The 5,231-nt window shown below is 43.7% G+C and carries 4 protein-coding genes; all 4 read left to right on the top strand.

The window, feature by feature from the left end; translation table 11 throughout:
- Positions 1–716 (top strand): aminotransferase class V-fold PLP-dependent enzyme (locus WKF69_RS15450; RefSeq protein WP_340383017.1); only part of this gene is annotated, 716 nt, incomplete at its 5' end.
- 24 nt (positions 717–740) lie between these two features.
- Positions 741–1,856, top strand: a complete 1,116-nt coding sequence (locus WKF69_RS15445) for a bile acid:sodium symporter family protein (RefSeq protein WP_340383016.1) — start codon at positions 741–743, stop codon at positions 1,854–1,856.
- A gap of 32 nt (positions 1,857–1,888) precedes the next feature.
- Entirely contained in the window at positions 1,889–3,355 is a 1,467-nt protein-coding gene (locus tag WKF69_RS15440) for a M81 family metallopeptidase (protein WP_340383015.1), read from the top strand.
- Between the two features lie 68 nt (positions 3,356–3,423).
- Positions 3,424–5,223, top strand: a complete 1,800-nt coding sequence (ggt, locus tag WKF69_RS15435; protein ID WP_340383013.1) for a gamma-glutamyltransferase — start codon at positions 3,424–3,426, stop codon at positions 5,221–5,223.
- The last annotated feature ends 8 nt before the right edge of the window (positions 5,224–5,231 follow it).

Below are 5,231 nucleotides of genomic sequence, written 5' to 3'. Positions count from 1 at the left end.
TTGAGGCAGCCATTAATGAAAAAACTGTAATGCTATGGTTCCTGAACAGGGAGTTGAACAAGGGTGAATTGAAATATGAACAGTGGCTCGCTTTGGGCAAAAAGCATAAAATTACCACAATGATCGATATCGCTTCAGACGCGCATCCTGTAGACAATCTGTGGAAGTTTAATGATTTGGGTTTTGATCTGGTAGCTATTTCGGGAGGCAAAGCAATGAGAGGCCCTCAAAGTACCGGCATTCTCATGGGAAAAAAAGACCTGATTGCTGCTGCGCGTCTAAGTGCGCCGCCAAACAGTGGCATCTGCAGAGGGCATAAAGTGAATAAGGAAGAAATCCTTGCTATGTATGTGGCTTTGGAACGCCACATTAACATGGATCATGTGAAAGAATGGAAAACATGGGAAGCTGGAATGGCCGTTGTAGTGGATACACTTAAAAGTATAAAAGGAGTACAAACAGAAGTTTTCATTCCGGAAATTGCTAACTACACGCCAACGTTACACCTTTCTTGGGATACTAACCTGATTAAGATGACCGGAAGGGATCTTAAACAGCGTTTGTGGAACGGGAATCCAGGTATTGAAGTAATGGGAGCTGGCACTATGGGTAGCAAAAAAGATGGAATCGAACTATCCGTATGGCAGCTGAAACCCGGACAGGATAAAATTGTAGCAAACAGGGTTAGAGAAGAATTCCAGAAGGCATCTGTCTAATTTTTACATATTTAATTCTATTCAATGAAAAGGAGAGTCTTTCCCAAGGTTTTGCTGGGTGTTTCTATATTAAGTCTTTTAATTGCCATTCACATGGCAGCTAATGACAATATCGCAAACGCAGGGCCATTTGTCATCGCTTTCTTATTATTGCTTGCTATTAGTTTCAGAGGCTTTCCAGTTCTCCGCGGACTTACATTCACTACAGTCATACTTTCTGTAGTTGCTACGTCATTGTATTATCCCCAATATTTTAAGGAATATAATGGTTTCGAGTTTGCCACTCTTATCACCCCGCTCATCCAGATCATAATGTTCGGGATGGGGTGTTCCATGGGCCTAAAAGATTTCGTTGCTCTTGCAAAATCTCCCAGATCAGTGATTGTAGGGGTTTTTGTCCAATATACTATTATGCCTTTACTTGGTTTCGCATTGGCAAGTTTCACTGATTTTCCTTCCGAAATCTCCGCAGGGATCGTCTTACTCGGTTGCGCCCCGACATCAGTTACAGCCAGTGTTATGTGTTACCTGGCCAAGGCAAATGTAGTACTGGCGATTACGATTACTGCCATTACCACATTGCTTGCACCATTTCTCATTCCGCTGCTGATGAAAGTTCTTGCAAATGGGTTTATAGAAATAAATGTGGGTGAAATGATGTGGGGAATAATCAAAATGGTATTTATTCCTATTGGTGCCGGACTCATTTTTAACAAGTTCCTGCATGGAAAAGCAAAATGGCTTGATGATTCGATGCCTCTGATTTCTATGATCGGTGTAGCTTTTATAGTTGCCATAATTATGGCTGCCGGAAGAGATAGTATTCTCAATATTGGAATTGAATTGATCATAGTAGTTTTTCTGCTGATCCTCTTCGGCTTTTTCTTTGGTTACTGGTTAGCAAGACTTTTAAAATTATCAGAAGATGACTGCCGTACAATTGCAATTACCACCGGAACCCAAAATGCAGGCCTTGTTTCAGGGATCGCAAAGGTTATGGGAAAGATCGCAACTGTTGGGCTTGCTACTGCAGTTTGCGGCCCGATCATGGGCTTTTCGTCATCAATTCTTGCTTCGTACTGGAACAGTAATCGGCCCAGAGCAGAAGCTTTAGATGAGTCAGCACCTCAGGTCGATTAATTTTTGAATTGTTAATGCGGAATAATAAGTTTATGTCTTTTAGAATAGCCCTTCTCGGAATTTATCACGAGTCAAACACTTTTGTCCCTCAGGCTACTGTTACCGCCGACTTTATGAATGGATATTATTTAAGGGGCAATGCTATAAGGAAGGAGTACGAGACTGCCCATAACGAAATAGGGGGAATGATGGAAGTGATGGACAGGGAAGGGATGGAAATTGTCCCAATCCTGTACGCTTCAGCAACACCGGGGGGTACGATTTCTGCAAATACTTACAATGACTTGCTAACCAATATGATGGAAGAGCTTGAAAAGATTCTCCCTGTTGATGCATGTCTCGTTATTCCACATGGTGCCGGTGTGTCTGAAGAATTCCCCGATATGGATGGACATTGGTTGAGCCTGGTCAGGAAAAAATTAGGTGATTCTATTCCAATTTTTGGCACCCTTGATTTGCACGCAAACGTAAGCCCTCTGATGGTATCATCCACTAATGCGCTGGTAGCGTATAAACAGAATCCTCACGTCGATATGAGGCAGCGGGGTATTGAGGCAGCGAATCTGCTGGTGCAATTTTTAAGAGGAAAAACCAATCCGGTTCAGGTATTAATTCAGCTTCCATTGGCCATTAGTATCGAGCAGCAGTTAACAGATCATGAACCCTGCAAAAGTCTTTATGCCTATGCTGATGAATTAAGCAGGGATCCTGAAATCTTATCACTTAGTATCCTGCACGGCTTTCCTTATGCAGATGTGGAAGAAATGGGTGCCTCGATTATCGTGGTAGCGAACGGAAATCGAGACAAGGCCCTTGAAACTGCAAAGAAGTTGGAGAAATATATTCTCAACAGACGGGAAAGTTTCGTTGGCCATAAAAATGATATTCCATCCGCTCTGAATATGATAGAAACGAGTGAAAAGCCGGTTCTATTACTCGATATGGGAGATAATGTTGGAGGTGGGGGGCCAGCAAATAATTGTTGCATTCTCGAAGCTTTCGAAGAGCGTAAAAAGTACAAGTATTTTGTATGTATCTACGATCCTGATGCGGTGCGTATGGCCGAAAATCATCAGCCTGGTGAAACGTTCAAACTGATAATAGTAGGTACAGGTAATGATGGAATAAGAACTTGCAGGCTAAAGGTCAAGCTACTTCGTATAACAAATGGCGAATTCCAGGAAACTAATCCCCGTCACGGCGGGCAGGTAAATTTTAAGATGGGCAGAACAGCTGTCGTTGCTACTGAGGAGGGTAGTGTGATCATGCTTACTTCTTTGAGAGTGATGCCCTTCAGCCTTCAGCAATTAATTTCCCAGGGAGTGCAGCCGTCGGAATTTGATGCAATTGTTGCCAAAGGTGTAAATGCTCCAATAGCAGCATACGCTTCTGTCTGTCCAACCGTTATTCAGGTGAATACCCCAGGAGTAACCCAGGCCGATATGACTCTTTTCAGGTACGAGAACAGGCGTAAGCCATTATTCCCGTTTGAAAAATAATAAATACATTTATATGCCCAGAACTTTAATTTTTACCCTTCTGATCCAGAAATTTTCACCTATTTGTTATGAATAAAAAAGAAAACATCGTAAACTGGAAAAAGAAAATACTTCTGGTTACCGGAATAGCATCTTTCCTTCTATTGCCCAACCTGCAAGTTCAAGCTCAGGCAGCAAAAGATAACCTCCGTCCTGCGGCTCTTGGAAAGAACGGTATGATTGCTACAGCAAATCCTCTTGCAACACTTGCTGGTCAGAAAATTTTGGTCAAAGGCGGAAACGCTATTGATGCAATCGTGGCTGCCGCAGCGGCCCTGAATGCCGCTGAACCTTATATGTCTGGTACTGCCGGAGTGGGCTATATGCTTTTTTATTCAGCCAGGGAAAACAGGGTCAGGTCTCTTGTTTTTGGTGGATGGGTACCTGAAACATTCAAAATTACAAGATTTAAAAAAGATGTGAGGGTCGCTGATGGTGCAGGACACGGGGCTATGGAAACTATCGGGCCACGTATCGCTGCTGTTCCGGGTAACCTTGCAGGATGGGACAGGGCGTTGAAAGATTACGGTACTATGTCTCTTTCTGAAGTTTTTGAGAGTGCCATTGATTACCTTGACAACGGGGTTCCTGTTACAGAGTTCGACCAGGCGATGTGGGCAGGAACTGTGAACAGGATAGCTCCTCACGCTCAATCCCGGAAGATCTACCTCAAGAATGATAAGGATCCCTATGTTGTTGGAGATATTTTTTCCAATAAGCCCCTGGCGAAAACTATGAAGAGGATTGCTGCAGAAGGAATCGATGTTTTCTACAAGGGTGAAATTGCCAGAGAAATGGCGAATGCTTTTGCCCGGGATGGTGGATTTATTACTCAGAAGGATTTGGCATTAGTGCCTGATAGAGTCCATTGGGTTGACCCTATTTCTATTAAATACCGGGATTACACAGTGTATAACAATCCTCCTCCAGGAATGGGGATACAGCAGCTGCAGGTGCTGAAGATTATGGAAGGTTTTGACCTAAAGAAAATGGGCCATAATAGTGTAGAATACCTGGCTCATTTACTCGAAGCAAATTATCTTAGCAGAATAGATACCGATAAACATATTGGAGATCCTAAATATGTTTCGGTTCCCGTAGACATGCTGTTATCAGACGCCTATATTTCAAAACAAAGGGAAAAGGTTGTCGCACGTGTAAAAGAGCGTATGGCAGGCATGACCAATAAAAGTTCTCTAAATTTAGATAACGGCCCTCAGGATCCTGCAACCCTAAGTAAATATAAATATGCCACAACGAGCCTTTCAGCCGTAGATAAGTGGGGTAATGCTGTGGTAATTATCCAGACGCACGGGGGTGGTTTTGGCTGCGGATACGTCGCTGGAAATACCGGGGTAGTGTTTAACAGTGCCCTTGACTGGATGTCGGCCGAGCAGGGTTTAGCCAATAGTGTTGTTCCGGGTAAAGCTGTGGGATGGTGTATAGGCGGTATGTTACAATTCCATAAAGATGGCAAGCCTCAGCTAATCGTAGGCTCTCCAGGTAGTTTCGGGATTCTTCAGTCTGTACCCCAGGTAGCTATAAATGCCATCGATTTTGGTATGAATATTCAGGATGCGATCAGTGCACCCCGTTTCCGCTGGAAGGATGAACTGGGTTCCGTGCCTGCAAGGGAATTGATTATGGAAACGAGGGTCCCGGCAAAAGTGATTAAGTCGTTAAGGGATATGGGATACATAATTGATACCAGCCTTGGGGACTGGTCGATGACGGTAGGCGGCGCACAAGGAGTCAGTATCGATCGTAAAACCGGTTGGCTTATGGGCGGCGCGGATTTGCGAAGAAATGGTTATGCAGTTGGCTGGTGATCAGATTT

It is taken from the genome of Daejeonella sp. (assembly GCF_037719425.1).
In the GTDB taxonomy this organism is placed as follows: domain Bacteria; phylum Bacteroidota; class Bacteroidia; order Sphingobacteriales; family Sphingobacteriaceae; genus Daejeonella.
Note: the sequence above shows the minus strand (reverse complement) of the source record. Positions and strands in the feature narration are given on the sequence as shown.

Coding starts and splice junctions, on each gene's coding strand:
- WKF69_RS15445 (WP_340383016.1), top strand. CDS start 741: ATGAAAAGGAGAGTCTTTCCCAAGGTTTTGCTGGGTGTTTCTATATTA.
- WKF69_RS15440 (WP_340383015.1), top strand. CDS start 1,889: ATGTCTTTTAGAATAGCCCTTCTCGGAATTTATCACGAGTCAAACACT.
- ggt (WP_340383013.1), top strand. CDS start 3,424: ATGAATAAAAAAGAAAACATCGTAAACTGGAAAAAGAAAATACTTCTG.